Source organism: Salinicola sp. V024 (assembly GCF_052645315.1).
The window spans coordinates 42,570-68,429 of sequence record NZ_JBQXYB010000007.1; the positions used below are offsets into that span (position 1 = coordinate 42,570).

Annotated in this window: 19 protein-coding genes and 1 pseudogene; 11 read left to right on the forward strand and 9 right to left on the reverse strand. The window is 62.4% G+C overall.

The genetic code is table 11. The features are described 5' to 3' along the window. Window positions 1-17 precede the first annotated feature (17 nt). On the forward strand, window positions 18-1,190 hold the full coding sequence (gene hpxO, locus ACUN9V_RS11850; RefSeq protein WP_445511527.1) for an FAD-dependent urate hydroxylase HpxO: 1,173 nt from the start codon (window positions 18-20) through the stop codon (window positions 1,188-1,190). Between the two features lie 189 nt (window positions 1,191-1,379). Here the strand turns inward: hpxO and ttcA are convergent, their stop codons facing one another. From ttcA to ACUN9V_RS11865, 3 genes are all read right to left on the reverse strand, one after another. Continuing rightward, window positions 1,380-2,234 (reverse strand): tRNA 2-thiocytidine(32) synthetase TtcA, encoded by an 855-nt coding sequence (ttcA, locus tag ACUN9V_RS11855; RefSeq protein ID WP_445511528.1) that lies wholly within the window; start codon window positions 2,232-2,234, stop codon window positions 1,380-1,382. 87 nt (window positions 2,235-2,321) lie between these two features. Further along, on the reverse strand, window positions 2,322-2,939 hold the full coding sequence (locus tag ACUN9V_RS11860; RefSeq protein WP_075560846.1) for a 3'-5' exonuclease: 618 nt from the start codon (window positions 2,937-2,939) through the stop codon (window positions 2,322-2,324). 10 nt (window positions 2,940-2,949) lie between these two features. Then, window positions 2,950-4,767 (reverse strand): putative nucleotidyltransferase substrate binding domain-containing protein, encoded by a 1,818-nt coding sequence (locus ACUN9V_RS11865; RefSeq protein ID WP_445511529.1) that lies wholly within the window; start codon window positions 4,765-4,767, stop codon window positions 2,950-2,952. Here ACUN9V_RS11865 and ACUN9V_RS11870 point away from each other — a divergent pair. The 5 genes from ACUN9V_RS11870 (at window position 4,757) to ACUN9V_RS11890 (ending at window position 12,256) form a co-directional block, all read left to right on the forward strand. Further along, window positions 4,757-5,038, forward strand: coding sequence for a hypothetical protein (locus ACUN9V_RS11870; RefSeq protein ID WP_445511530.1), 282 nt, complete (start codon window positions 4,757-4,759; stop codon window positions 5,036-5,038). The genes ACUN9V_RS11865 and ACUN9V_RS11870 overlap by 11 nt on opposite strands. Before the next feature lie 495 nt (window positions 5,039-5,533). Continuing rightward, the gene (locus ACUN9V_RS11875) at window positions 5,534-5,794 is read left to right on the forward strand and encodes a DUF4212 domain-containing protein (RefSeq protein WP_075560844.1); all 261 of its coding nucleotides are present in this window, start codon (window positions 5,534-5,536) and stop codon (window positions 5,792-5,794) included. 6 nt (window positions 5,795-5,800) lie between these two features. After that, a complete protein-coding gene (locus tag ACUN9V_RS11880) occupies window positions 5,801-7,582 on the forward strand; it encodes a sodium:solute symporter family protein (protein WP_445511531.1) in 1,782 nt (593 codons plus the stop codon). Window positions 7,583-7,674: 92 nt separating this feature from the next. Further along, window positions 7,675-8,190, forward strand: coding sequence for a hypothetical protein (locus tag ACUN9V_RS11885; RefSeq protein ID WP_445511532.1), 516 nt, complete (start codon window positions 7,675-7,677; stop codon window positions 8,188-8,190). A gap of 97 nt (window positions 8,191-8,287) precedes the next feature. Next, window positions 8,288-12,256 (forward strand): hybrid sensor histidine kinase/response regulator, encoded by a 3,969-nt coding sequence (locus ACUN9V_RS11890; RefSeq protein ID WP_439286558.1) that lies wholly within the window; start codon window positions 8,288-8,290, stop codon window positions 12,254-12,256. A 447-nt stretch (window positions 12,257-12,703) separates the two neighbouring features. Here the strand turns inward: ACUN9V_RS11890 and rpoD are convergent, their stop codons facing one another. The 3 genes from rpoD to rpsU all read right to left on the reverse strand — a co-directional run bounded on the left by rpoD (window position 12,704) and on the right by rpsU (window position 17,321). After that, entirely contained in the window at window positions 12,704-14,548 is a 1,845-nt protein-coding gene (rpoD, locus tag ACUN9V_RS11895; RefSeq protein ID WP_445511533.1) for an RNA polymerase sigma factor RpoD, read from the reverse strand. 368 nt (window positions 14,549-14,916) lie between these two features. After that, a complete protein-coding gene (gene dnaG / locus ACUN9V_RS11900; RefSeq protein ID WP_445511534.1) occupies window positions 14,917-16,833 on the reverse strand; it encodes a DNA primase in 1,917 nt (638 codons plus the stop codon). A 272-nt stretch (window positions 16,834-17,105) separates the two neighbouring features. Further along, window positions 17,106-17,321, reverse strand: a complete 216-nt coding sequence (gene rpsU, locus ACUN9V_RS11905) for a 30S ribosomal protein S21 (RefSeq protein ID WP_075560838.1) — start codon at window positions 17,319-17,321, stop codon at window positions 17,106-17,108. A gap of 343 nt (window positions 17,322-17,664) precedes the next feature. On the opposite strand from rpsU, the gene tsaD reads away from it, so the two are divergent. Further along, window positions 17,665-18,693: a tRNA (adenosine(37)-N6)-threonylcarbamoyltransferase complex transferase subunit TsaD gene (gene tsaD, locus ACUN9V_RS11910; protein ID WP_445511535.1), complete on the forward strand. Its 1,029-nt coding sequence runs from the start codon at window positions 17,665-17,667 to the stop codon at window positions 18,691-18,693. Window positions 18,694-18,916: 223 nt separating this feature from the next. Here the strand turns inward: tsaD and ACUN9V_RS11915 are convergent. Beyond that, a pseudogene (locus ACUN9V_RS11915) lies at window positions 18,917-19,474 on the reverse strand (glycerol-3-phosphate acyltransferase); the annotation flags it as partial. Between the two features lie 160 nt (window positions 19,475-19,634). Here ACUN9V_RS11915 and folB point away from each other — a divergent pair. From folB to ACUN9V_RS11935, 4 genes are all read left to right on the forward strand, one after another. Then, window positions 19,635-19,988 (forward strand): dihydroneopterin aldolase, encoded by a 354-nt coding sequence (gene folB / locus ACUN9V_RS11920; protein ID WP_075560836.1) that lies wholly within the window; start codon window positions 19,635-19,637, stop codon window positions 19,986-19,988. After that, the gene (gene folK / locus ACUN9V_RS11925; protein ID WP_445511536.1) at window positions 19,988-20,518 is read left to right on the forward strand and encodes a 2-amino-4-hydroxy-6-hydroxymethyldihydropteridine diphosphokinase; all 531 of its coding nucleotides are present in this window, start codon (window positions 19,988-19,990) and stop codon (window positions 20,516-20,518) included. The genes folB and folK overlap by 1 nt, the downstream gene beginning before the upstream one ends. Window positions 20,519-20,687: 169 nt before the next feature. Further along, window positions 20,688-22,244 (forward strand): ATP-binding protein, encoded by a 1,557-nt coding sequence (locus tag ACUN9V_RS11930; protein WP_445511537.1) that lies wholly within the window; start codon window positions 20,688-20,690, stop codon window positions 22,242-22,244. A gap of 45 nt (window positions 22,245-22,289) precedes the next feature. After that, on the forward strand, window positions 22,290-22,985 hold the full coding sequence (locus ACUN9V_RS11935; protein ID WP_445511538.1) for a response regulator: 696 nt from the start codon (window positions 22,290-22,292) through the stop codon (window positions 22,983-22,985). A 49-nt stretch (window positions 22,986-23,034) separates the two neighbouring features. Here ACUN9V_RS11935 and ACUN9V_RS11940 read toward each other — a convergent pair whose 3' ends face one another. Next, window positions 23,035-23,577 carry an O-acetyl-ADP-ribose deacetylase gene (locus tag ACUN9V_RS11940; protein WP_445511539.1) on the reverse strand — a complete coding sequence of 181 codons (543 nt, stop codon included), beginning with the start codon at window positions 23,575-23,577 and terminating at the stop codon, window positions 23,035-23,037. A 299-nt stretch (window positions 23,578-23,876) separates the two neighbouring features. Further along, on the reverse strand, window positions 23,877-25,847 hold the full coding sequence (locus tag ACUN9V_RS11945) for a diguanylate cyclase (protein ID WP_445511540.1): 1,971 nt from the start codon (window positions 25,845-25,847) through the stop codon (window positions 23,877-23,879). Window positions 25,848-25,860 lie beyond the last annotated feature (13 nt).

Genomic DNA, 25,860 nt, shown 5'->3' on the forward strand with positions numbered 1-25,860 from the left:
ACAATTCAGGACAACTCATGGCTTTGAACGTTCTCGTCATCGGCGCCGGCATGGGCGGGCTCACCGCCGCCCTGGCGCTGCAGCAATCGGGCCACCGGGTCGAGGTCGTCGACCGGGTCACCGAACTTCGCCCGGTGGGCGCCGCCCTTTCGGTCTGGTCCAACGGCGTCAAGGTGCTCAAGGCTCTCGGCGTGGGCAACGCCGTCGAACAAGCCAGTGGGCGCATGAACGAGATGGCCTATCTCACTCAGGATGGCAGACCGCTGACGCGCTTCAGTCTGCAGCCGCTCTATGACCAGGTCGGACAGCGCGCCTGCCCCATCGCCCGGGCAACGCTTCAGCAGCTGCTGCTGGACGCCGTGGGGCCGGATAATGTCACGCTCGGCCTTTCCTGCATCGACTACCGCTGCGACGACAGCGGCATTCTCGCCGAATTCGCCGACGGATCGAGCCGCCGGGCCGACCTGATCGTGATTGCCGACGGCACCCATTCACGCCTTCGCGAGCGTGCGCTGGAGCGCCCCGTCGAACGCCGCTACTGCGGTTACGTCAACTGGAATGTACGCGTCGCCGCAACGCCGGATCTGGCGCCGCTCGATCAATGGGTCCAGTACGTCGGCGATCATCAGCGCGTGTCGATGATGCCGATGAGCGGTGACGACGACGCCCCGGAGTTCTACTGCTTCTTCGACGTGCCGTTGGCGGCGGACACGCCCAACGATTCCTCCCGCTACCGGGAAGAGCTCTCCAAGCATTTCGCCGGCTGGGCGGAGCCTGTGCAGAAGCTGATCGAGCGTATCGATCCCGCGTCGATGGCCCGCGTCGAGATCCATGACATCGAGCCGCTGGAGACGCTGGTCGGCGAACGCGCGGCGATTCTCGGTGATGCCGCCCACGGCATGGCACCGGATCTGGGTCAGGGCGGCTGTCAGGCGATGGAGGATGCCTGGGTACTGGCTCGCACCCTCGATGACGCCGGCAGCGACATCGATACTGCCTTGAAAGCCTACGATGACGCACGAACCCGGCGTGTCGGCGAGATCATCACCCGGGCGCGACAGCGCGCGGAGACGACTCACGGCGCCGATCCGCTCGCTACCCAGGCATGGTACGCCGAGCTGGCCGAGGAAGACGGCACTCGCATCATGGGCGGCATGAGCAAGACCATACTCGGCGGTCCACTGGGCTGAGGGATGAGGGATGAGGGCTGAGGGCTGAGCAACTGGGGCTGAGAGCTGAGGGCTGTCGACGGTCCAGATACGACCTGAAAACCGATCGCCCCAACGCAAGAAGCCCGCCAGAGATCACCTCCGGCAGGCTTCTTGTTCCCTATCGCGGCCCTGTATCCGTTACGCCGTATTCGATACGCCTTACTCGTGTCAGGCTTCGCGGGCGAGCAGGTCGAACGCGTCGATCCGCGTCTCCTGCCTTTGGCGCTGCTTGGCTTCCAGCCCCTCGAAGTCGAACAGATTGCGATCCGCGAGCTGAGAAGGGGCGACGTTAGTCACCGCCTTGAACATGGTCTCGAGCCGTCCGGGATGCTTGATCTCCCACTCCGCCAGCATCTCCTTGACCACCTGTCGCTGCATGTTGGGCTGGGAGCCACACAGATTGCAGGGGATGATCGGAAACGCCATCTGCCGGGAAAATTCGGCGATATCGGCCTCGCGGCAGTAGGCCAGCGGGCGGATGACGATGTTCTTGCCGTCGTCCGACAGCAGCTTGGGCGGCATCGACTTGAGCGAGCCCCCGAAGAACATGTTGAGAAACAGCGTCTCGAGAATGTCCTCGCGATGATGCCCCAGCGCCACCTTGGTCGCGCCGATCTCCTCGGCGAAACCGTAGAGCGACCCGCGACGCAGACGCGAGCACAGTGCACAGGTCGTCTTGCCTTCAGGCGTTTTCTCCTTGACCACCGAATAGGTGTCCCGCTCCATGATGTGATAATTCACACCCCTGGCGGCCAGGTATTCGGGCAGCACATGCTCGGGAAAACCCGGCTGCTTCTGGTCGAGATTGACCGCCACCAGTTCGAAATCGACCGGCGCGTTGCGCTGCAGATTCATCAGAATCTCCAGCATGGTATAGGAGTCCTTGCCACCGGACAGACAAACCATCACCTTGTCGCCTTCATGGATCATCCCGTAATCGATGATCGCATTGCCGACCTGGCGACGCAGGCGCTTCTGCAGCTTGTTGAACTCGTACTTCTGGGTAACGGTAGATGCTTGCATGGGTCGAACGACACACAGGGAAATGAAGGCGAACTCATGCTATCACTGCGCCCGACGACTTGCGATGCCGCGCCCGCTGCCAGACGCCTAACTCGCCGCCAGAGCGCCCTTCTTCAGGCGTACGTACATCAAGGCCGTGGTCGTCGCGTCACCTAGGGCAGTATGGCGGCCCATCACCGGCACATTGAGCGCCTCAGCGACCCGCTCGAAATTCATCGTTGGCTCCAGCTGCGGCCGCGTCCGATGCATTTCGCGACGATAGAGCCCTGCCACATCGACGCATGGATTGGGCAAACCGAAGTCGAACAGGGGGCGCAGCTGGCGGTCGATGACCGCCAGGTCATAATCAATGCACCAGCCCAACAGCGGCCGGTTACCGATGAAGTCGAGGAACTTCTCCAGCGCCTCGCCCAGCTCGTTCCCATCATTCAGGTCGACCCCGCGCATGCCATGGATCTTGATAGAGTCACCGTGGAGGCTGGCCGGCGGCTGGAGGCGCAGATCCAGCGAGCCGCTGGTCATCACCCGCTCGCCCTTGATGCGTACAGCGGCGATCGAGACTAGTTCGGCGGTCCTGGTGTCGAGGCCGGTGGTCTCGCAGTCGATGGCCACCAGCTCGTCGCCGGCGTAGGGGCTGAACAGCCAGTCATAGCGGCCATGCCCTTGGCGGCGTCGATCGGCCGCACGGCGTAGCGAACGTAGCATCGAGGCCTCTTCAGTATTCGAGATGAAAACGATGCGTCAGGCGTTGCTGGAAATCCTTGACGATATGCAGCGCCTGGCGCAGCAGGTCGCGCTCCAGCGAAGACAGGGACTGAACCACGACCAGATTGGGTTCGTCGCTGTTCTGCCGTCCGTCGAGCTGGGCCAGCTGTTGCTTGAGGCGCAGCTCGATGAATAGCGCCAGCGCCTCGCCGAGATCTGCGGCAAAGTCCACTTCCAGCCGTCCCTGTCCGGCAAGCGCCGCCAGCCGGGCGAGGGTCGATGTTTCGTTGATACGACATTCCAGCGCCAGGGTACGTACCCCGTGCACGATCGGAAAGATGCCGCCCTTCTTGATGTCGATGCCGTGTCTGGGCTTCTTGAGCGTTCCGAACAGAGTCAGCGGTGCGGCGAAATGCAGTGCGGCCCGAGCCAGGTAGGAAAGCAGCAGTTCATCGTGGGAGCAGCTGTCGAAGAGATATTCGCGTAGGCGATCCAGCAGACGGGTGTCGCCGGCCACGCCACGGGCATCGAGCATGATCGCGAGGTTCATCAGCGACGCCCCGTCACGGCGTTCAACCCAGCGCGAGACCGTCCTTCTCCAGCCGCTCTCGCTGTCTGCCCAGGCAGGGTTCGAGACCATGATGTTGCCCGGACACGGCGGGTAGCCGAGAGTGTAGAGCGTTTCGGTGAAACGCTGCATGGCCATCGCGCGATCGGGCCAATCGCTATCGTCGGCAACAATCAGCGCATTGTCCTGATCGGTCTTGAGAATCTGTTCGCCGCGTCCTTCACTGCCCATCACCAATAGGCAGCTCTGGGCGCGGTAGCGAGGGTCGATGAGAAACTGATAGGCCTTGTCGACGATACGTCCGTTGAGCGCCGCCAGCAGGTTCATGACAAAATGGAGTTTGATTCCCTGGGCCATCAGCGCCTGGACCAATTCCGGCAATCGTGCGCTGGCGCGAGCCAGCGCATCGAGGTCGTCGGCCTGCTCGAGCTCGAGACTGACCATGTAGGAGCGGCTCGAGAAGTAGCTGAGCACATCAGTCAACTCCACCACGCCGACCGGCAGATCCCGCTCGACCACTACCACCCTGGCTACCTGATGCCGGGTCATCTGTACCAGCGCTTCGAACAGATACTGATCGGGGCCGGCGGATACCAGCTCGAAGTGGGCAATGGTGACGACCGGACGCGCCTGCGTCGCGCCCTCCATGACCAGAGCGTTGAGCAAATCGGTCTTGGTCACCACGCCGAAGCGACCGTTGTTGACGACTAGCAGACTATCGGCATGACTCTCGTTGAGCCGGTTGACCGCCGCGGCGATGGTGGTGGCCGCATCGACGATCAACGGTGCTCGCATGCACGCGCTGACCCGAGCCAGCATGAAGCCCGCCATGTTCACGCCGCTCTTGGCGCGACGCTCGGCTAGCAGGCGGGTCTTCTGCGCCAACCTGCGCTGGAAGAAGTCGGCGAACGTCGGGTAATCGTCGCAAAGGTGTTCGAAGAGTAACTTGGGCATCGCGTAGCAGAGGCTTTCCTGCTCCACCTTGAAGCGATATCGGCTGGTCCCTTTGAGAATGCTGATAGCGCCGAACAGGTCACCAGCCGTGTAATGGGCAATGCGCACCCGATCACTCGGCGCGTGAGGGTCGAGCTCCGCGACCTCACCCTTGTGAATGATGTACACGAACTCCCCGGGCTGGCCGGCATCGAGAACGATCTCGTCGCGACTGAAATAGAGCAGATCGACGCCACGAGCCACACGCTCACGTCCGCTGTCGTCGAGCAGCGTGAAAGGCGGCTGGGAAAGGTCCATGTTGACCATCAAGTGGCTCCCGTCATCGCAATGGCACACCCTTGTCGGGAATCTGGCAGCGGACGAACCCGATGGGGGTATGCTCGAACTATTGTCTCGTTTCAATCACGAGAATTCCCCTCTTGAAAAGCATCATGCCATCGTTGCTCAAGCAAAACGCAAAGACGGCGCGCCGCAAACACTTCCGGTACTCCGTCAGTATTCTTCACGACTAGCTCCAGCACCACTCCACTCGCTTTACTTTATCCTGCATTTTGTTTGCCACCTCATTATAACTTAACGAAACACATTCTCTTTTATTGTTAATGACTCGCTATTTGGCATCAAAAAATAGACTATCGACTCTGGACTTCCGGCAACATCGAGCACTTCCCGTTCGTCACGAGACCATCGTCTTATAGACGTCGACGCAGATTCTAAGAGCGAATTGATTCATGCCGAGTCAAACTCGCGCCGCTATATCTAGCCATTTTAACAATACTAAGGTAGAAGATTTAACGTCTTGTTTTCGTTGCCCAATATTGCTATTGAGTAACTCAGGGCAATCGCAGATCGATAATGCATCCCGTCGACGAGCCATGGCGCCAATAAAGAGTGACTTTAGTCGCTATAAATGAGTGATCGAAACGCGCCAATCGGTCGAACCTTCCCGCGCAGAATTCGTATGCACGCGAATCACTCATGATGAATACGGTTTGTATATGAACGACGGATCCATCGGGTAAGCATAAATTCAAAGCCACTTCCCACCCTCAATGACGCGGAGAACGATAATATGGCAGATGACAAAACCAACGCTGCTGCCTATTGGAAGGCGAATGTTCGCCTGATAACCGGCTGCCTGATCGTGTGGGCGCTGGCGTCCTATGGCTGCGCCATCCTGCTACGCCCCCTGCTCGCCGGCATAGCCGTCGGCGGCACCGACCTGGGTTTCTGGTTCGCGCAACAGGGATCCATTCTGATATTCATCGGCCTGATCTTCTTCTACGCCTGGAAGATGAACCGACTAGACAAAAAATTCGGTCTCGGGGAGTAAGCCTGCATGAGTCAATTTGCGATCAACGTTCTCTTTGTCGGGGGGTCCTTTGCGATCTACATCGGCATTGCGATCTGGGCCAAGGCCGGCTCAACCAAGGACTTCTATGTCGCTGGCGGCGGGGTACATCCGATCACCAACGGCATGGCGATCGGCGCCGACTGGATGTCCGCCGCCTCGTTCATCTCAATGGCAGGCATCATCGCCTCGTCAGGCTATGGCGCCTCGACTTTCCTGATGGGCTGGACCGGTGGCTACGTGCTGCTGGCCCTGCTGCTCGCCCCCTACTTGCGCAAGTTCGGCAAGTTCACCGTTCCCGAGTTCATCGGTGACCGCTTCTACAGCAAGTCGGCACGCATGGTCGCGGTGGTCTGCCTGATCATCGCTTCGCTCACCTACGTCATCGGCCAGATGGCCGGTGCCGGCGTGGCCTTCTCGCGCTTCCTGGAAGTCGACGCGACCACCGGCCTGATCATTGCCGCGATAGTCGTATTCTTCTATTCGGTATTGGGGGGGATGAAAGGTATCACCTATACCCAGGTGGCCCAGTACGTCGTGCTGATCATCGCCTACACCATTCCGGCGGTGTTCATTTCGCTGGAATTGACCGACAACCCGATACCGCCGCTGGGGCTGTTCTCCGATCACAGCGCATCCGGCGAGCCGCTACTGTCCAAGCTCAACGAAGTCGTCGTCGCGCTCGGTTTCAACGAGTACACGGCGATGGTCGACAACAAGCTGAACATGGTGCTGTTCACGCTATCGCTGATGATCGGTACCGCCGGTCTGCCGCACGTCATCATGCGCTTTTTCACCGTCCCCAAGGTCGCCGATGCTCGCTGGTCCGCCGGTTGGGCACTGGTGTTCATCGGGCTGCTCTACCTGACGGCGCCGGCCGTGGCCTCGATGGCTCGCCTCAATCTGGTGACCACCATCTATCCGGACATGGCCGGCCAGGTCGAGAACTACGAGGACGCCGCGGCCAACCCGATCGCCTACGCAGACCGGCCCGACTGGATCCGGACCTGGGAAGAAACGGGGCTGATCAAGTTCGACGACAAGAACAACGACGGCAAGATTCAGCTCTACAACGACGCGGCCGACTTCTCCGGACGCGGTTGGCAGGGCAACGAGCTGGAAGTCAGCAACGACATTCTGGTGCTAGCCAACCCTGAAATCGCCAATCTGCCCGGCTGGGTGGTCGGCCTGATCGCCGCTGGCGGCCTGGCGGCAGCGCTGTCCACGGCAGCAGGCCTGTTGCTGGCGATCTCCTCGGCGATCAGTCATGACCTGATCAAGGGTGCGATCAATCCCAGGATCTCCGAGAAGGGCGAACTGCGGGCAGCGCGCATCTCGATGTCCGTCGCCATCGTCGTCGCCACTTATCTTGGCGTCAATCCGCCGGGATTCGCCGCTCAGGTGGTGGCCCTGGCCTTCGGTATCGCCGCCGCTTCGCTGTTCCCTGCCCTGATGATGGGGATCTTCTCCAAGCGGATTAACAACAAGGGGGCCATCGCCGGCATGTTGACGGGCCTGATCTTCACTCTGGTCTACATCTTCGTCTACAAGGGTTGGTTCTTCATTCCGGGCACCGCCAATCTGCCGGATACCGAGGCCAACTGGGTGATGGGCATCTCGCCGCTATCCATCGGCGCCGTGGGTGCCATCCTCAACTTCGCCGTGGCCTACGTGGTTTCCAGCGTCACCGAGGAGCCACCGCAGGAGATCCAGGACCTGGTGGAGAGCGTGCGCTATCCCAAGGGGGCTGGCACCGCGATCGATCACTAAGCGACAATGCCTCCCTGACGAGCCAGGCTAACTGGTTCCAATCGAATCGGGCTTCCCAACGGGAAGCCCGATTCTTTGAGCAAGGACTCACTATGATATGGCATTTGGTCGCCGCCGCCGCCGCTGGCCTGGGCGCCGCCGGCGTAGCACTGCTGCTGCGTATGCTCAGCGGCAAGCGCCTCCCACGCTGGATCATTCCGGCCTGCGCGGGTCTGGGCCTACTGGCCTACCAGATCAACTACGAATACGACTGGTACGGGAACAAGCAACAGCAGCTGCCGGAATCAGCGCAGGTGGTGTCGACCGAGCAAAGCCGGATGCCGTGGCGCCCGTGGACTTACCTCTATCCGCTGACCACGGCGTTCAGCGTCGTCGACCGGGACAAGCTGGTGAGCTCGCGAGCCGATGGCGAGCATCTGGTCGAGTTCATCCTCTACCATTTCGAGATGCAGTATCGCGACGTACTCACTCATCAGGCGTACCTGATGAACTGCAGCAACCGGGAACGGGTACCACTCGTCGGCGACAGTCGACGGCCCGATGTCGATCGCCTGCGCCACCTCGCAGACGACGATCCGCAACTCGAGACGGTGTGCGCCAAGGGCTGACGCAACACACAGTACTGTTATCCCCAAGCCCGGGATCGCGGCTGCCCTCAGGGCCGGCATTGCCCTAGAATGGCCGCAGTTCAAGGGAGAGAATTTCATGTTCGAAGGCGGGTTGTTGATCGTCGTGGCGCTACTTTACGTCGCCACGCTGTTCGCGGTTGCCTGGCGGGGAGACCGTCACGCCAGACTTCACGGTCCAGCGACCCGTCGGCCCATCGTCTACAGCCTGGCGTTGGCGGTCTACTGTACGTCCTGGACTTTCTACGGCAGCGTCGGTCAGGCCGCGACATCCGGCTGGTCGTTCGCCAGCATCTTCTTCGGCCCGGTACTGACATTTCTGCTGTTCTGGCCGGTGATCACCAAGATGATCCGCGTCGCCAAGCGCCAGAACGTCACCTCGATCGCCGACTTCATTGCTTCCCGCTACGGCAAGTCGCAGTCATTGGCGGCGTTCGCCAGCCTGATCGCGTTGATCGGCACACTGCCCTACATTGCCCTGCAGTTGAAAGCGGTTTCCACCGCCTTCCAGGTGATGACCAGCGATGGCGATGCGATCAAGGCCCCGATCGTCGACGACACCGCTTTCTACATCGCCATTTTCCTGGCGGTCTTCGCGATACTGTTCGGGACCCGTGACACCAATGCCACCGAGCACCACGAAGGCTTGATTCAGGCGATCGCTTTCGAATCGGTGGTCAAACTGCTGGTATTTCTGGTTCTGGGTGCCTACGTCACCTGGGGCATGTTCGACGGTCTGGGCGAGCTCATGACGCGCGCCGATACGTACCTGAAGTTGCAGCAGCAGCTGACCGAACAGAACTTCGATACCGGTTTCTGGACCCAGACGCTGCTGGCGATGCTGGCGGTCTTCTGTCTACCCCGCCAGTTCCATATCACGGTGGTAGAAAACACCCACGCCGACGATGCCAAACGGGCACGCTGGCTATTCCCGATCTACCTGGTGGCGATCGGCTTCTTCGTGTTACCGCTGGCCGCTGCAGGGCTTACGCTGTTCTCCGGCGACGACATCTCGCCGGACAGTTACGTTCTCGCCCTACCGATCGTTGCCAACCAGCCCTGGCTGGCAATGATAACCTTCGTCGGCGGCCTCTCGGCGGCCACCGGCATGGTGATCATGGCCGTGGTCTCCAACGCCATCATGATCTCCAACGAGATCGTGCTGCCCGCGCTGTTCCGGCTGCGCTGGTTCGAACAACAGCCGCGAGACTACGGTCGGATGGTCCTGCGGGCTCGCCGAATTACCATCGTCGTCATTCTCGCGCTGGCCTACCTGTTCTATCAGCTGGTGGCCGAGTACAGCTCGCTGGCCGCGACCGGCCTGCTATCGCTCTCGGCGGCGGCCCAGTTTGCGCCGGCGGTGCTCGGCGGGCTCTACTGGAAACGAGGCAATCGTCTTGGCGTCGTCACCGGTCTCAACGTCGGTTTCCTGATCTGGGCCTACACCCTGCTGATGCCGGCGCTGATCCAGGCCAACCTGCTGCCGGAATCGTGGCTGGCCGGCGGGCCGCTAGGGGTGACGTGGCTCTCGCCGCTACATCTGTTCGGCCTCAACGTCACCGATAGTTTCGCCCACGGCGTCATGCTGTCGCTGGGTCTGAACCTGTTCTTCTACATCTTCATTTCGCAGCTGACACCGCAGCGCGTGGTCGATCGCATCCAGGCTTCGCTGTTCGTCGACAGCATCGAGACCCGTCAGACAACCGTCAACCGCCCATGGACCGGCGCCACCACCGTCGGCGATCTCAAGGTGCTGTGCGAGCGCTTCCTGGGCAAGTCGCAGGTCGAGCGGGCCTTCGAGGACTACGCCGGACGCACCGCCAAACCGATGGAGAACAACACCCGGGCGTCGATCGACGTGATCCAGTTCACCGAACGCCTGCTGGCGTCGGTGCTCGGCGCATCGTCGTCGCGCATCGTCGTCAACTCCGCCCTTCAGGGGCGCGGCATCGGTATCTCGGACGTCATCTCGATCGTCGACGAGGCGTCGCAGGTGCTGGAGTTCAACCGCGCCTTGCTGCAGGCCACCATCGAGAACATCAATCAGGGCATCGGCGTGGTCGACCAGAATCTCAATCTGGTGGTCTGGAATCAGCGCTATCTGGAGATCTTCCGTTTTCCGGACAACCTGATTCGTGTCGGAACGCCGATGGAAAAGGTCTTCCGCTACAACGCCCACAACGGTGAATACGGCCCCGGCGATCCGGAAGAACACGTCGAACAGCTGATCGACAATATCCGCAGCGGCAAGCCCCACCGCTACGAACGCTACCGCCCCGACGGCAGCGTGCTCGAGGTGCTGGGCAATCCGATGCCGGGCGGCGGGTTCGTCTACACCTATCAGGACATCACCCAGCAGAAGCGCACCGAAGAGGCGCTGATCCGCTCCGAAAGCAATATCCGTATCTACACCGACAACGTGCCGGCGCTGATCGCCTATTTCGACAAGGAGTGCCGCTATCTTTTCACCAACCGCGCCTACGAGGCGACGATGGGGATCGATCGCAATGCGGTGATCGGCGAACGGGCGGAAAACGTGCTGCCGCCGCAGACCGCGCGTCAGCGCACGCCGTGGATGCAGCGGGCGCTGCGGGGCGAGCGGGTCACTTTCGAGATTTCGCTGGACGATGGCGACGGCGGCGTGCGCTACATGCTGGTGACCTACACCCCGCACTTCGGCGAAGGCGGGCGTATTCTCGGCTTTTTCGCACTCTACCAGGACATCACCGAGCGTCGTCTGGCCGAAATCGCGCTGCGCGAGACCAACGAAAATCTCGAGGAACGCGTGCGCGAGCGCACCCAGGCGCTCTCCGAGGCCAACGCGGCTCTGCGCCAGGAGAACCGCGTTCGTGCCGAGGCCGAGCTGGCGCTACGTCAGGCCAAGCAGACTGCCGAGGATGCCAACGCCTCGAAGACCCGCTTTCTGGCAGCGGCCAGCCACGACCTGCTGCAACCGCTGAACGCGGCGCGGCTTTTCACCTCCGCGCTCGGCCAGCAGATCGAGCATGTCGACCACAGCCGTACCATCGGCCATATCGACAATTCCCTGCAGGCCGCCGAGGAGCTGCTGGGTACGCTGCTCGATATCTCCAAGCTCGATGCCGGCGCGCTGACACCTCGCCGCAGCCAGTTCCCGCTGGCGGATATCCTGCGTCCGCTGCGCGCGGAATTCGAGGTCATGGCGGATGATCGCGGTCTCGACTTGGAAGTGGTCACTACCAGCCTGTGGGTCGACAGCGATGCCCAGATGCTACGTCGGATCGTGCAGAACTTTCTCTCCAACGCGCTGCGCTACACCCAGCAGGGCCGGGTGCTACTGGGCTGCCGACGCTACGCCGAGCGGATATCGATCGAAGTGTGGGATACCGGCCCGGGCATCCCGGAATCCAAACTGAGCGAGATATTTCAGGAATTCCGCCGGCTCGACCAGGCGTCGCGCCACAAGGAGAGCGAGCGCGGCCTGGGGCTGGGGCTGTCGATCGCCGAGCGCATGAGCCGGGTGCTGGACCACCCTATCCGCGTCCGTTCTCAGGTTGACGCGGGCACTGTGTTTTCGGTTTCCGTGCCGCTGGTGGCCGGCCGCCGCGGCGCCGCCGATCCGGAGGAGACTGCACCCGGCAAGCGGGTCAGCAACAAGCTGGGAGGAACGCGGATCCTATGCATCGACAACGAGCGCCTGATTCTCGAGGGAATGAAGGCGATGCTGGAAGGCTGGGAGTGCGAGGTCTACACCGCCACATCGATCGGCGGCGCCAAGTCGGCGATTCGCAACATGGGTGGCGATCCGGATGCCATTCTGGCGGACTACCATCTCGATAACGAAGTCACCGGGATCATGGCGCTGGAAGCGCTGGAGGAACTCTGCGAACAGGCGGTGCCGGGTATCGTGATCACCGCCGATCGCACCGAAGAAGTCGCCGAGGAAATCAAGCGCGGCGGCTATCAGATCCTGCTCAAGCCGGTACGCCCGGCCGCCCTGCGTGCGCTGATGACGCGCACGCTGCAGGCGAGTCGGGCAGCGAGACTATCAAGCGACCAAGGAGACTGATTTTTCAGTCGCTGACAACCTTCATTGCCACAGAGCCCGGCGGCTATTCAAGACCGCTCCTTCAGGCTCATTTGCGAGCCGGGTCTTGCGACATGGATGTCGCAAGAGGCGCGTTAGGACAGGATGTCCGTTACGCGTCGACCCGAGCGAGCACATGAGTTTGAAGGTGAAAGCGGACTTGTGCCGCCAATAGAGGGGGAGCGGCGAGGGGGCGAGCGTTAAGCCCCCTCGTCATTACGCAGATGAGTTCGAGAAGTCCTCGGCAGTGAGGTTCCCGCCGATTTCGAATCAGTCGCAGTACCCAGGATATTCACGTCCCCGCCGACCGGCCGCCTCATAATGACAAAAGCCCAGCCAACCTCTCGGTTGGCAGGGCTCGTCGTTCGTGCCCGCGATAGGGCTTTGCGATAGGGCTTTGCGATAGAACTTCGCGATGCAGCTTCGCGCTTACTCGTCGAGGAACGAACGCAGCGGCTCGGAACGCGACGGATGACGCAGCTTGCGCAGCGCCTTGGCCTCGATCTGACGAATACGCTCGCGGGTGACGTCGAACTGCTTGCCGACCTCTTCCAGCGTGTGATCGGTATTCATGTCGATCCCGAAGCGCATGCGCAGGACCTTGGCTTCGCGTGCCGTCAGCCCGCCGAGGACGTTGCGCGTCGCTTCGATCAGGCCTTCACCGGTGGCGGAGTCGATCGGCAGCACCATGGTGCTGTCCTCGATGAAGTCGCCGAGGTGCGAGTCCTCATCGTCACCGATGGGCGTCTCCATGGAGATCGGCTCCTTGGCGATCTTGAGCACCTTGCGCACCTTGTCTTCCGGCATCTCGAGGCGCTCGCCCAGCTCTTCCGGCGTCGGCTCGCGACCCATCTCCTGTAGCATCTGGCGCGATACGCGGTTGAGCTTGTTGATCGTCTCGATCATGTGCACCGGAATACGAATGGTACGAGCCTGGTCGGCAATCGAACGGGTGATTGCCTGACGGATCCACCACGTCGCATAGGTCGAGAACTTATAGCCGCGACGATACTCGAACTTGTCCACCGCCTTCATCAGGCCGATGTTGCCTTCCTGGATCAGATCCAGGAACTGCAGACCGCGGTTGGTATACTTCTTGGCGATCGAGATGACCAGACGCAGGTTGGCCTCGACCATCTCCTTCTTGGCCCGGCGGGCCTTGGCCTCGCCGATGGAAAGACGCCGATTGACCTCTTTCAGCTGGCCGACACTGAGCAGGACCATCTCTTCTTCGAAACTGATCTTGCGCTGGGCGCGCTGAATGTCGCCGCGGAACGGTTCGAGGCGATCGGCATACTTACCGTGCTTGGCGAGGAAATCGTCGAACCACGTATTGGTCGCTTCACTGCCCAGAAACGAGCTGATGAACGTCTTGCGCGGCACTTTGCCCTGCTTGACGAACACCTGCATGATCGCCTTTTCCTGGCTCCGAACCTGATCGACACTGATCCGGACCTGACCGACCAGACGCTCGAAATGCTTGGGCGACAGCTTGATCGGCGAGAACAGCTCGGCCAGACGCGCCTGCTCGGCATTGGCGTCTTTCGAACCACGCCCGTGCTTGTCGATAGCGGCCTTGGCAACTTCATTCTGTTCGCGAATCTGCTCGAAGCGAACCCGAGCTTCTTCGGGATCGGGGCCGCCTTCGCTGGCGGTGTCGTCGTCTTCTTCGCTCTCTTCGTCGTCTTCGTCGTCACCACTGGACGTGGTTTCGACCTCTTCCGGCAGCTCGACCTCGGCAACACCGGGAATCCCCTCGTCGGGATCGATGAAACCGGAAAACAGATCCGACAGGCGCCCAGGGGCTTCCTCGTCCTGAGTCTGATCGTAGACCTTGAGGATGGAATCCACGGCACCGGGCAGGTAGGAGAGAGAAGACATGACTTCCCGCAGGCCTTCCTCGATGCGCTTGGCAATCTTGATTTCGCCTTCGCGGGTCAGCAGCTCGACCGTCCCCATTTCACGCATGTACATGCGCACCGGGTCGGTCGTGCGTCCGACATCGCTCTCGACGGCGGCAAGTGCCGCAACAGCCTCTTCCGCCGCCGATTCGTCTGCCGAATCGTCGGACATCATCAGCGTATCTTCGTCAGGTGCCTCCTCGACGACATTGATCCCCATGTCATTGATCATGGAGATGATATCTTCCACCTGATCGGGATCGGCGATATCTTCGGGGAGGTGATCGTTCACTTCGGCATAAGTCAGGAAACCCTGCTCTTTGCCGCGTGCGATCAGCTCCTTCAAACGTGACTGCTGTGCATTTCCAGCCATAGAAACCCTACTCGACGAAGAAGAATGAAGCACCTGGGGATGACAGCGCGCCGCCCAAAAGCCGGCCAGTATAGCGCGCCCCCGCTTTTTGCTGCCAGCTTCTACTAACTTGCCTGCCAGGTGTGCTAGTGTGCTTGGTTAACCTATTTGGTGGCGATCGCCGCCATTTCAACCTTTTTGACCGCGCGTTCGGTTGATAACCTTACTGATTGACCACTTCATGCTTCCCTGCCTTGGTAGTCCAAATCTCGTGACGCCGTTTCCCGTCCGATGTCTGCTCTAGAAACGCCGGACGGTTGCTGTACAAACGCCGGGCGCTCGCGCCAATCTCGTTATTTGCATGACCTTGGTGTCAATCCGGTCGACGCTCATGGAGAGCCTGACCCGCCAGTTGCCAACTGACCGATCAGCGCCCGGAGCCGCTGCTTCTCTTCGCTGCCGAGGGCGCCCGGCTGACGGCTCTTCTCCAGCAGCTGACGATACTCCTCGACCGGGCTCAAACGCTCGCTTTCACGCTCGAGATAGCGCACCCAGTTGTCCAGCTCGCTGGCCCGAACCTCACGCGGAATGGCCAGCTCACGGCGCGCCAACTGATCGAGGCGTTCACCGTCGGCACTACCATGAAAATGCGCCAGCAGTACCTGAGGACTGCGGTAGCGTCCGGCACGCAGCAATTGCACCACTTCGCGGCACAGACGGCCATCAGGCACTTCCGTCGGGCACCATTCGAGCGTTTCGGGCAGCCCCTCGGCCAATCCCGGCTCGTGCAACAGCAGATGCAATATCCGAGCCGGAATACTCAGGGAAAGCGTAGCAGTTCCTGAGCGAGATGCCGGAAATGCGCGCGATCTTGCCGAATGTTGCCTCTTATCGACCCTCGCTCCGGGGTCTGAAGCCGTTTCTTCGCTCTCTGCCACCGCCATCAGGGCTTCGTAGCCACCGACGTCCGGTGTCGTTGCCTGACGCGGCAACGACTCGGCATGCGTCGCCAGCCAATCGATGAAATGCGACTGTTCGATGCCACTTCGAACCGACAGTTCCCTCACCAGCAGAGATTTGAGCACCCCTTCCGGAAGACGCTTGAGAGTCTCCAGCACGGCGGTAACGAAACGCTCCCGCCCCTCAACCTGCTTGAGGTCGTGCCCTTCGGCCGCCTGCTCGAACAGGAATTCCGACAGCGGGCTGGCACAGGTGACTCGGTTCTCGAACGCCTCCTGACCTTCCTGACGGATCAGCGTATCCGGATCCTCACCCTCGGGCAGAAACAGGAAGCGCACCTGGCGACCATCGATCATCGATGGCAGCGCGGTCTGCAGCGAACGACGCGCCGCCTGGCGTCCAGCGTTGTCGCCGTCGAAGCAGAACACCACCTCGTCCACCAGCCGAAACAGACGCTGCAGGTGGTCGGTGGTCAGCGCCGTGCCCAGCGTGGCACAGGCATTGCGAATGCCGAACTGCGCCAGCGCGACGACATCCATGTAGCCTTCGACCACCAGCACGCGGGCAAGTTGGCGATTAGCCTGGCGCGCCTCGAACAGGCCGTAGAGTTCGCGCCCCTTGTGAAAGACCGGCGTTTCCGGCGAGTTCAGATACTTGGGCTTGGCATCACCCATCACCCGACCGCCAAACGCGATGGTGCGGCCTTTCCAGTCCCGAATCGGGAATATCACCCGGTCTCGAAAGCGATCATAGGTACGCCCGGTCTCTTCACGGTGCACCAACAGCCCGTATTCGACCTGGACCGCCTCGCTGATTCCTTGTTCGAGCAGATATCGCTTGAGCGATTCCCACTCGTCCTCGGCGTAGCCGATACCGAAATCACGGATGATCTCCTGACTCAGGCCGCGGCGATCCAGATACTCTCTGGCCTGACGTCCGCCCCCCAGCGCCAGCCGCTCCCGGAAGAAGCGCGAGGCCAGTTCCAGCAGGTTGACCCCTTCTTCGCGCTTCTGCTGACGTTGACGAGCACCCGGATCCTCACCGCCTTCGCGTTCGACCTCCATCCCTGCCCGCGATGCCAGCTGCTCGACGGCTTCGGGAAAGCGCAGATTGTCGAATTCCATCAGGAAACGCAGGGCGTTGCCGTGAGCGCTGCAACCGAAGCAGTGGTAGAACTGCTTATCGTGGCTCACCGTGAACGACGGCGAGTTTTCCTGATGAAACGGGCAGAGGCCGCTATGATTGCGCCCACTTTTCTTGAGCTGAACGCGCTCGGAAATCACATCGACGATATCGGTACGCGCCAACAGGTCATCGATGAAGCGCTGAGAAATCTGTCCGGCCATATCGTCGGGACGCTCTGGAGAATCCGGCTGCAGGCGGGCTGTGATAAAGGGCCCGGCGCTGCCATGTCTGTTGTAAAGCAGGTCTGTTGTAAAGCAGGTCTGTCGTGACGAAGATCTGTTGTAAAAAGTGCCTGTCGCGAAGCGTGGACAGTCAGAAATTCCTGCCTGCGTGCCGTTTCCGGCAAATGGCAGCGTGACAAAAACAAACGGCCACCTGAACGGCGGCCGTTTGATCGTCCCTCTGAGGTGACCGAAGTCACCCACAGTACGGATCAATACAAGCGTTCGAAACGCTTACGCTCACGCTGCAACTTCTTGGCGTGACGCTTCACGGCAGCCGCAGCTTTACGCTTGCGAACCGCAGTGGGCTTTTCGTAAGTTTCGCGACGGCGGACTTCGGATAGAACTCCGGCTTTTTCGCAGGAGCGTTTGAAGCGACGCAGCGCGACGTCGAACGGCTCGTTATCACGTACTTTAACAGCGGGCATGAAGCACTCACCTACCTTGGGAATTGAGTTCGGTTTGAACGCACACCCTTTTCGACGCGCAACCCGGGATATTCGAAACCTCGTCACGAAGGAAATGGATACCTTTCGTGGCGCAACCCCGGATTTTCCCGGTCCGGTTCTTTCCAGCTCGATTCGAGTCATCATGACCCGGATCTTGCGAATAGACAGCCGAGAACGTGTTAAAGGCGCACGACCCAGTCCTGCAGAGCAGAGTATTCTAGTCTCGGCCCCCAACCAATGCAAATGACTTTTCGGCAGCGTAAACTAGCGCTCTTTCTGATTCCCGACCTTTTTGCCTCCCGACCTCGACGGACATCCGACTATGCGCGTGCTGGGCATCGAAACCTCCTGCGACGAAACCGGCGTCGCTCTCTACGACACCGAGGCTGGCCTGCTGGCCGACGCGCTCTACAGCCAGGTGGCGCTGCACGCCGAATTCGGTGGCGTGGTGCCGGAACTGGCCTCGCGCGACCACACTCGCAAGCTGCTACCGCTGGTCGATCAGGTGCTCGACGACGCCGACCTAACCAAGCACGATCTGGATGCCATCGCCTACACCGCCGGGCCCGGTCTGGTCGGCGCATTGATGGTCGGCGCCTGCACCGCCCACGGCATGGCCCGCGCGCTGGAGATTCCAGTACTGGGCGTGCATCACATGGAAGGGCATCTGCTGGCGCCGATGCTGGAAGAAAATCCGCCGGCATTTCCGTTCATTGCTCTGCTAGTCTCCGGCGGCCATACCCAGCTGGTCGATGTGCGCGGTCTCGGCGACTACCGGCTGCTGGGGGAGTCCGTCGACGATGCGGCCGGCGAGGCCTTCGACAAGGTCGCCAAGATGCTCGACTTGCCTTACCCCGGCGGCCCCCAGGTCGCCGCGCTGGCCGAGCAGGGTCGCAGCGAGCGCTTCCGCTTTCCGCGGCCGATGACCGACCGGCCGGGCCTCGATTTCAGTTTCTCGGGACTCAAGACGCACACCATGACCGCGCTGCGCCAGCTTCGCGAGCAAGACGTGCTGGACGATCAGGCGCGTGCCGACGTCGCCCGTGCGTTCGAGGACGCCGTGGTCGATACGCTGACGATCAAGTGCCGGCGTGCGCTCAAGGAGAGCGGTCGGAAGCGGCTGGTGGTCGCCGGTGGCGTCAGTGCCAACCGCCGCCTGCGCGAGACACTGGACGCCGCGCTCGCCAAGCTGGACGCCAAGGCTTTCTATCCGCGCGGACGCTTCTGCACCGACAACGGCGCGATGATCGCCTACGCCGGCGCGCAGCGACTCGCGGCCGGTCAGCGCAGCCAGACCCTGCAGCCTCGGCCGCGCTGGCCGCTGGCCGAGCTCACTCCTCCCGCGGCCTAGCCTCCCCTGGCTCGACGTTTTCCGGATCCGTCTTTCGGGAGTCGGCTCTGGCCGCGACAGGATTTCGCCGGTTGCGTGACGCGTCTTCCTCATCGCAAGGATCGGAAGCATCAGGATCGGAAGCATCAGAATCGGAAGCATCAGAATCGGTGGCAGAAGAGTCGGCATCGAAAGCCTCGGCCAGAGCTGGCTCCTGTGTCTCGCGGCGCCGCTCCTGCCATAGCCGGATGTTCAAGGCGTGTCTTGCCAGCACCAGTAGCGAGAATACGCAGATGACACCGGTCATGGCCGGCACCAGCCAGTAACTCAGCAGCGGCGCCATCAACGCCGTGGCCAGCGAGGCCACCGCCGCCGTACGCACGCGCCAGGCCAGCAGAAACCAGCACAGCGCGCAGATCAATGCCACCGGCGTCGCCAGCATCAGCAGCACGCCAAAGGCGCTGGCCACCGCTTTCCCCCCGTGGCCTCGATGCCAGACCGGGCAGCTGTGCCCGACCAGCACGCCGAGCCCCACCAGCCCCTGCGCCCAGACCGACAATGACAGCGCCCCCGCCAGCCACAGCACCGGCATGCCCTTGACTGCGTCAACGATCAGCGTCAGCAGCGCCGGCCGCCAGCCAAACGCCCGCAGCACATTGGAAAACCCCGGGTTTCCGGAGCCGGCAAGACGCGGGTCGCGAAGCCCCCAGGCACGACAGACCCAGATCGCGCCAAGCAGCGAACCACTCAAGTAGCCGGCCACCATCAGCAGACCGGTAACGAGGACCGAGGGCAAAGGCATCAATCTCCTTGTTGGCGCGGGTCGGGCATCATCGAGAGGCCCTGATTCTGCCACTCTCATCGCGTACAATCGACGCCACCTTGGCCGGGGCCTCGATCGACACGCCTCATCGCCGACAACACCGGCCGCCAACCCGACCCGCTGCTGACGAGGACATCGCGTGGATCAGATATTGATCGAGGGCCTGACCCTGGAGACGGTGATCGGCGTCTACGACTGGGAGCGCACCGTACGCCAGCGCCTGGAACTGGACCTGGAACTCGGTACCGACATCCGCCCCGCCGCCCGGGGGGACGATCTCACCCGGACACTCGACTACGCCGCCATCTGCCAGCGCCTCACCGCCTATGCCGAGGCCAACGCCCATGGCCTGGTCGAGACCTTCGCCGAGCGCGTCGCGGCAATACTGATCGATGAGTTCGGCGTTCGCCAGCTGCGCCTGACCGTGCGCAAACCGGGCGCCGTGGCCGCGGCGCGCGCCGTCGGCGTCCGTATCGAACGCAGCGTCGACTGATGGCGCTGGTCGTGCTCGGGCTGGGCAGCAATCTGCAACGCCAACGCCACCTTCGCCGCGCGCTGGACGCGCTGACCGATCTCGCCGGTGCGTCGCCGCTGCGACTCTCCAGAGTGTTCGAAAGCCCGGCCGTCGGCTTCGACGACGACCGCCCCTTTTACAATCTGGTCGTGGCATTCGACACCGAGCTGTCGCCGGGAGACGTGACCGATCGCTGCAAGCGTATCGAAGGGGATAACGGCCGTCCGCCGGGGCCTGCCAAGTTCATCGCCCGCACGCTGGATATCGACGTGCTGCTATGGGGCGATGCCGTCGGGTGCTACGGTGAGGCACGTCTGCCACGCGAGGACATCACCCGCTACGCCTTCGTGCTGCATCCGCTGGCCGAACTGCTGCCCGCGCACGCACACCCGGTCGACGGTCGCACTTTCGATGAGCTGTGGGCAGCCTTCGACGCCACCGGTCAGCCTCACTGGGCGGTGGACTTCCGCTGGGGGGGCCGCTGGATTTCCCGCGCCGACGAGCGCTGATCGAGCTGGGCTCGGCCAGGCGCCCAACAATTTCCAGCGCGACGATCTTCAGTACGACTGATCTCCAGCACAACAATCTCCATAATGTTTTCCCATTGCCTGAATCGTCATTGCTTCGCCTTGCGCCACACTCCAGAGATCGACGACAACCGTGAAAAAGCCAGACGCTATGTCTTTATCGCTCAGCAGCCGACGTGGCTGGCCACGACTATCACGCCTCAGCATCAAGCTCTTCGCCATCATCCTGGTCACCAACGTGCTGATCAGCGGGCTGGTGTTCGTGTTCGTGTCCCGCAGTCTGGACGAGGGTTTTGTCAACTATCTCGAACGCAGCCAGTCGACGCGCGCCGAAACACTGGCCAACGCGCTGGGCGAACAGTGGACCCAACGCGGCAGCTGGCAGTGGCTACGCGACAACCCCCGCGCCTGGCAAAGCCTGGTCCGCAGCCAGCTGTGGTCGAGTGATCGGCATCCGCCCACCGGCATCGATCGACAGCTCTCCGATGCCCGGGGCTACGTGCTGCTGGATGAGTTGAGCAATCCGGTCATCGGCGAGCCGCTACTCAAACCGCCCCCCGACGATCTCGACATGCCTCCGCCGCCGGAGCCGCACTTCGTCCCGATCCGCAGTGGCGACAAACTAGTCGGTCAGCTTGGTTATCTGCCCCCCGAGCGGCTGATGGCACGCATGGACCGGATATTTCTCGACCGTCAGCAGCGCAATCTGACGATCATCGTCGGCTCGCTGTTTCTGACCTCGCTGCTGCTGGCCGGCGGGCTCGCCTGGTGGCTGGGTCGCCGCGCCCGCCTGATGACGCTCGCCACCCGCCGGCTGACGCTGGGCGACTACAGCGTGCGGCTCTCCGAGCGTGGCCGGGACGAACTGTCGCGCCTCTCCGCGGATTTCAACCAGCTCGCCGAGACGCTCGAGGCCAACCGCCGCGCCCGCCAGCGCTGGGTCGCCGACATCGCGCATGAACTGCGCACGCCGCTGGCGGTGCTGCGCGGCGAAATCGAGGCCATGCAGGACGGCGTGCGGCCGCTGTCGTCGGATAACCTGGGCTCGTTGCAGCAGGAGGTCGATCAGCTCGGCCATCTGGTCGAGGATCTGCGTCTGCTGGCTCAGAGCGACGCCGGCGCGCTGGATATGCATCTGGTCCCGGTCGATCTCGGAGAGTCGCTGGAGCAGCGGCTCGACGACAGTCAGGCGCGGCTCGAAGGTCACGGGCTTTCGCTGCAGCTGGAAACCGAATCGCTGTGGGTGCGTGCCGACAATCAGCGGCTCCGCCAGCTGTGGGACAATCTACTGTCCAACACCATTGCCTACACCGACAGCCCCGGTACGCTGCGAGTCACGCTGAAACGCCAGGATCAGCGCGCGGAAGTCACCTGGGAAGATACCGCACCCGGCGTCTCGGACGACGAACTGCCCCGCCTCACCGAACGTCTCTATCGTGTCGAGGGATCGCGCAATCGGCGTAGCGGCGGCAGCGGACTGGGCCTGTCGATCGCCCGCGCACTGATCGAGGCGCAAGGGGGCACCCTGATCCCGTCCACCTCGTCGCTGGGCGGGCTGCGCTGGACGCTGACCTTCCCGCTTGACCTGCCCGGCGGCGTGTCGACCGATGTTTCGAGCCATGTTCCGGCCGGATCCGCCTCGGGATCATCACCGACGCGATCCCCGGGGCGATCCCCGGGGCGATCTCGACAACGACCCAGCGAATGACTCGATAAACACGGCAGTCACGCCAACTGACCTGGAGCCGGCTTGATGAACGACACCATTCTGATCGTAGAAGATGAACCCAAGATCGCGCGCCTCGTCGCCGACTACCTGTCGAAGAGCGGCTACGCTTCCGACCATATCGATCACGGTAATGCGGTGATGGAGTGGCTGGAGGAGAACCAGCCAATGCTGATACTGCTCGACCTGATGCTGCCCGGCACCGATGGCCTGACGCTGTGTCGCCAGATCCGCGAGCGATTCCCGGCGATTCCCGTCATCATGCTGACCGCGCGCGTCGAAGAGGTGGATCGTCTGCTGGGGCTCGAACTGGGTGCCGACGACTACATCTGCAAGCCCTTCAGCCCCCGCGAAGTGGTGGCCCGCGTCAAGGCGGTGTTGCGCCGTAGTCAGGGCGTCGCCAGCGTGGGCGAAGACAGTGTCGCCGCCGCCGACCGGCTGACGCTGGACGAGGACGGCTGGCGTGCCCTGGCGGGCAGCGAGGATCTCAATCTCACCGCCGTCGAGTTCCAGCTGCTCAAGGTCATGATGCACAGCCCGGGGCGGATCTTCTCCCGCGACCAGCTGATGGATCACATGTACCGTGATCACCGCATCGTCTCCGAGCGCACCGTGGACAGCCACGTCAAGAAGCTCAGGCGCAAGATCGCCGATGTCTGGCCAGACCGCGACATCATCCGCTCCGTCTACGGCGTCGGCTACAAGTATCAGCCCGAAGAGTGATGCCGTCTCCGGCCCAATCTCGACGCTGGCCAACAAGCGCCGGCACCGGTCAGCCGGCCGGGGCGCCGTGAGCCAGAAAGGTATCGACATCCCTCGCCGAGAAGAACAGCAGCGTCACCTCGAGATCGGGAAGCGCGGGCAGCAGCTCGCGCATCACGCCGGTTACGATGGCGGCCGCCGCGTCGGCCGGATAGCCGTAGACACCGGTCGAGATCGCCGGAAACGCCAGCCGCGTGAATCGATGCTCTCCCGCCAGTCGCAGCGAGTTACGATAACAGTCGGCCAGCTGTTCGGAGCGATCTGCCGATTTGGCGAAGACCGGCCCCACGGTGTGGATCACGTGAGAAGCCGGTAGCCGGAACCCCGGCGTCATCGCCACCTCCCCCACCGGCAGCCCCTCCGGCCAGACCGTGCGTCGCAACTCGCGGCACGCTTCGAGGAGTTCGGGCCCCGCCGCGCGATGGATCGCGCCATCGACGCCGCCACCGCCCTGCAGACTCTTGTTGGCGGCATTGACGATCGCATCGCCCTCGAAGCGGGTGATATCGCCCTCGGCAACGACCAGGCGGTCGCCCTGCCAGTGAATCTTCATCACGTCTCTCCTGTGGACCACGCATACTCGATCGGTAAAACGCAAAAGGTTGGCAACGACCGAATCGCTGCCAACCCCTCTTTCCCAACCCCTCTTTCCCAACCCGTCGTTTTCACACAATGTAGGACGCGATGCCAACGCTCGCGAACCAGAGCCGTTTCGAATCAGGAGGCCTGGTGTCATTTTCAGAAGACGGCTGCACGGAATGTCAGGGGTCGATTGCACCCTCCGGGCTTGCTGCTGTGGCATAGGTAACACTCGGTCTTGCCCTTTCCCTGCCGGCTACCTCCAGGGCAGGGTCATGCGTTGACCACACTATTTCGCCCCCGTGACTTGACTGCATAGCTCGCAGCATCGGCACGCCTTACCACGTCATCGACGCTCTGGTCCGACCATTGGAAGTTGCTCACCCCGATGCTGGCCGTCACTTTCCACGTGCGGCCGTTGTGTTCCAGACCCTTGGCCGCAATGCGCGCTCGCAGCGACTCGGCAATGCGCATGGCCTGGGAGAACTCGCAGCCAGGCAGCAGAATGGCGAACTCGTCGCCCCCCTGGCGGGCGGCATGGTCGCTGCTGCGCGTTTCCGCGCTCATCGCGGCCGCCACCTCGCGGAGCATGCTGTCGCCCAGGGCGTGACCGCCTGCGTCGTTGATGGCCTTGAAATGGTCCAGATCGAACATCAGCAGGGCCGACTGGGTGCCGGCTTTTTTCCAAGCGGCAAAGGCTTCCTCCAGCCGGCGCTCGAAACCGCGGCGGTTGAGCAGGCCGGTCAGCGGATCGTGCTCCGCTTCCCAGCGGCGCAGGGCATCCTCGTGCTGACGCTGGGTGATATCGCGTACGACCCCCACCTGGCCGATGATCTCGCCGTCCACCCGGATCGCAGTGGCGTGGACGTCCAACCAGTACAGCTCACCATGCTCGCCGTAGTAGCGAAACTGGCGCGCGACGTCCTGGTGCCGGAGAAGGCTCGCCTGCCAGGCGGCCACCACCGGTTTGCGATCCTCTTCGTGGATACGCTGGGCCCAGGTCGGCAGGTGGACCGGCGGCGTGATCCCCAGCAGTTGTCTCAGTGCCTGATTGACGAAAGTCAGGTTTCCCTGGGTGTCGGTGACGAACATGCCCTGGGGCGAGGCGGCCAGGATACCTTTCAGGAATGCCTTACGCTGTTGCAGGTCTTCCATGGCCTTCAGACGGCCATGCTCCACCTCATTGAAGACGTCGATGACGTTGCGCAGCTCGGACAGGCGGGTGGCGATCTGAAGGGAGCGCCGGTGGCCTTGGCTCAGCTCCTTGAGCTGCTGGGCCAGGCGCGTCAGTGGCCGCAGGGTCAGCCAGATCACGGCCGCCATCATCGGCAGCAACAGCCCCAACACCCACCAGCCCCGCCACGTAATGCGCTCCATGACGTTTGCCAGGGGGGTATAGACCTGATCGAGGGGCAGGTAGAGACCCAGTATCCAGTCGGCGGGCCAAATCTGGCGATAGGCCGTCAGGCCCGCGCTGCTTCCAAGCAGGTTGCCACTGGCCTCGCCCTGCCAGCCATCGCGCGCCAGATCGAGCCAGGGGTCGCGCGCCACGTCCTCCAGCGTTGGCAGGTCTTGCCGCTGGTCGGGGTGATAGAGCAGCCGGCCCGAGGCCGTGGCGATCACCACATGGCCCTCGTCGCCCAGCCGGAGGCGCTGGAACCCCTCGAACAGCTCGCTGCGGGCGATCTCCACCAGGCCACCCACGAAGCCCGTGTAGCGGCCCTGCTCCGTGTGGCGCGGTACCAGCATCATGACCATGGGCTTGCCGGAGACCGCTCCGACGAAGGGTTCACTGACATGCGGGCGCTGCACGTTGCGCATGAAGCGCGCATAGGACCGATAGCCGATGTCCTGGCCGCGGCGACCTTCAAGCGTCGGCCAGTCATCGACGACGATGTTCTCGGCATCGACCAGAATCAGGCCCTCGAAGAGGGCGAGCAAGGGGTCATGGTTACCCCGGGCCAGCATTCCCGGCGAGGCGTCGGGATACAGCCCGGCCAGGCGCTCCAGTACCTCCAGACGCTGCTCGATCTCATGCGTGATGTCGTTGCGGATCAGCTCCGCCTCATACCGCAGATGCACGCGGTTGGATTCCTCGACCAGCAGGGTGCCGGACTGCCAGCCGAAGGCCAGTAGTGTCATGCTCAGCAGCGTCCAGATCACCACGACCCCCAACAGCAGGCGGCCCCGCAACGAGAAGAGGTAATGATGCAGGACGTGTTTCAGAGACTGGGCGACCCTCATATTCGGCACTCCT

What these genes read in the sequence shown, in the direction of transcription:
- ACUN9V_RS11890 (WP_439286558.1), top strand. Translation starts at nt 8,288, where the DNA reads ATGTTCGAAGGCGGGTTGTTGATCGTCGTGGCGCTACTTTACGTCGCC.
- ACUN9V_RS11880 (WP_445511531.1), top strand. Translation starts at nt 5,801, where the DNA reads ATGAGTCAATTTGCGATCAACGTTCTCTTTGTCGGGGGGTCCTTTGCG.
- ACUN9V_RS11860 (WP_075560846.1), bottom strand. Translation starts at nt 2,939, where the DNA reads ATGCTACGTTCGCTACGCCGTGCGGCCGATCGACGCCGCCAAGGGCAT.
- folK (WP_445511536.1), top strand. Translation starts at nt 19,988, where the DNA reads ATGGCGCTGGTCGTGCTCGGGCTGGGCAGCAATCTGCAACGCCAACGC.
- ACUN9V_RS11940 (WP_445511539.1), bottom strand. Translation starts at nt 23,577, where the DNA reads ATGAAGATTCACTGGCAGGGCGACCGCCTGGTCGTTGCCGAGGGCGAT.
- hpxO (WP_445511527.1), top strand. Translation starts at nt 18, where the DNA reads ATGGCTTTGAACGTTCTCGTCATCGGCGCCGGCATGGGCGGGCTCACC.
- rpsU (WP_075560838.1), bottom strand. Translation starts at nt 17,321, where the DNA reads ATGCCCGCTGTTAAAGTACGTGATAACGAGCCGTTCGACGTCGCGCTG.
- ACUN9V_RS11930 (WP_445511537.1), top strand. Translation starts at nt 20,688, where the DNA reads ATGTCTTTATCGCTCAGCAGCCGACGTGGCTGGCCACGACTATCACGC.
- ACUN9V_RS11865 (WP_445511529.1), bottom strand. Translation starts at nt 4,767, where the DNA reads ATGGTCAACATGGACCTTTCCCAGCCGCCTTTCACGCTGCTCGACGAC.
- ACUN9V_RS11875 (WP_075560844.1), top strand. Translation starts at nt 5,534, where the DNA reads ATGGCAGATGACAAAACCAACGCTGCTGCCTATTGGAAGGCGAATGTT.
- ACUN9V_RS11945 (WP_445511540.1), bottom strand. Translation starts at nt 25,847, where the DNA reads ATGAGGGTCGCCCAGTCTCTGAAACACGTCCTGCATCATTACCTCTTC.
- rpoD (WP_445511533.1), bottom strand. Translation starts at nt 14,548, where the DNA reads ATGGCTGGAAATGCACAGCAGTCACGTTTGAAGGAGCTGATCGCACGC.
- ACUN9V_RS11885 (WP_445511532.1), top strand. Translation starts at nt 7,675, where the DNA reads ATGATATGGCATTTGGTCGCCGCCGCCGCCGCTGGCCTGGGCGCCGCC.
- tsaD (WP_445511535.1), top strand. Translation starts at nt 17,665, where the DNA reads ATGCGCGTGCTGGGCATCGAAACCTCCTGCGACGAAACCGGCGTCGCT.
- ACUN9V_RS11870 (WP_445511530.1), top strand. Translation starts at nt 4,757, where the DNA reads ATGTTGACCATCAAGTGGCTCCCGTCATCGCAATGGCACACCCTTGTC.
- dnaG (WP_445511534.1), bottom strand. Translation starts at nt 16,833, where the DNA reads ATGGCCGGACAGATTTCTCAGCGCTTCATCGATGACCTGTTGGCGCGT.
- ttcA (WP_445511528.1), bottom strand. Translation starts at nt 2,234, where the DNA reads ATGCAAGCATCTACCGTTACCCAGAAGTACGAGTTCAACAAGCTGCAG.
- ACUN9V_RS11935 (WP_445511538.1), top strand. Translation starts at nt 22,290, where the DNA reads ATGAACGACACCATTCTGATCGTAGAAGATGAACCCAAGATCGCGCGC.